A 1,465-nucleotide genomic window follows, 5' to 3' on the forward strand; every position below is an offset into this window, starting at 1 on the left:
CCATCTTCCAGAGAGATTTCTTCTTCGTTGATGACATCCATCATGATCGTTGCCAATGTGATGCGAAGATCATCCGGTTCCTCATACCCAAGACTTGCTGTTAAACTTCCCTGTGGATCCGCGTCGATCAGCAACACTTTCTTTCCTTCTCTTGCCAGTCCAATACCTACATTTACGGTTGTGGTGGTCTTGCCGACTCCACCTTTCTGGTTTACTACGGATATAACTTTACACATGATTTCTTCCTCCTTTAACTTTCCCATGATTCTTTTTTCCATAATTTTAGCAGTGCCAGTATTTCCCGTTTCATCATTGCCGGTGTATAAGAATTTGGAAAATACTTGTGTAACTGCTCATTGGTAAAAGCTACTCTGGTGATCTCACCTTTTTTAACTTCACACATGATTTCTTCCATCTTTTCTAACGATAACTGTTTTTCTTTACTCAGCTGCTTTATCCGCTGAGCCTGTGAGAGTGACGGAATCGCCTGTGCATAATCCATTGCTTTAAGCAGTTCTCTTTGTTCATTTTCTTTCAATGCAGCAATCTCTACTGCCGGACAAAAAGAAATAATCTCATCATCCAGTTTCTGCAACATTTCCGGTATAAGCTTTGTCAGTGATATATAACGCTGCACTTGTTTTGGGCTATCACCACAATCCTCACTGATAATATCTATCGATCGTTTTCTTGGTGTTTTGTGGTCAACTTGGCTCTTTTTTCGACCACTTTTTCTTTTTAGTACGTCATTCTTCAGTTTGTAAGCAAAAGCTTTTTCGCTGTAGCTGATCCGTTCTCTGTGAAGATTAGAATCCACCATACTTAAAATGGAATCATCTTCACTTAATACCCGGATAATCACCGGTACTTTACGATATCCCAGTTTCTCCGCAGCATGTTTTCTTCTGTGGCCGGATATGATCTCATAGTAGCCATCCGGTACTGGTCTGACGATCAGCGGATTTAAAATGCCATACTTCTCAATGCTTTCCTGCAGAAGAAACATTTCCTTATCATCTTTTACTTGAAATGGATGTTCCTTAAAAGGGCGAAGACGCTCAATCTCAATTTCTATGATTCTTTCTTCTTTTTCTCCTGATTGTCTGTTTGGCTCAGTCATCTTGACTCCTTTCCTCCAGGATTCAGAAACTAAAAAATGCCTGCCTGGAACTTTTATAGATAGTAAAGTTCCAAACAGACATTGCTGTTTGACCATTAGCTGTAGCTAATAGAATTGAATACTGTTTCAGCTAATTTATGTTTGCAGGTTTGGGAGAGATTGTTTCTTTTCCCTCCTTTTCTCTGATTTACATCCCCGAATAAAGGGTGACAACGGAGCGGAACCCAAATGTTAGCTGGACTTCCTAAAACCCAGGTTTGCAAACCGGTAATTTTGATTAGCTGTCAGCTAACAAAAATCGGATTGCGTTAGCTGGAAATTGATCATTTTGAATGGAATTTTGTG

General features: G+C 39.9%; 2 protein-coding genes. Both read right to left on the reverse strand.

Features of this window, described 5'->3' with window-relative positions:
* Positions 1-236 (reverse strand): ParA family protein (locus OCV72_RS16405; protein ID WP_242859280.1); only part of this gene is annotated, 236 nt, incomplete at its 3' end.
* A gap of 14 nt (positions 237-250) precedes the next feature.
* Positions 251-1,216 carry a ParB/RepB/Spo0J family partition protein gene (locus OCV72_RS16410; RefSeq protein ID WP_055284953.1) on the reverse strand — a complete coding sequence of 322 codons (966 nt, stop codon included), beginning with the start codon at positions 1,214-1,216 and terminating at the stop codon, positions 251-253.
* Positions 1,217-1,465 lie beyond the last annotated feature (249 nt).

The sequence above is a fragment of the Dorea amylophila genome (assembly GCF_025567265.1).
Taxonomy (GTDB): Bacteria; Bacillota; Clostridia; order Lachnospirales; family Lachnospiraceae; genus Dorea_A; species Dorea_A amylophila.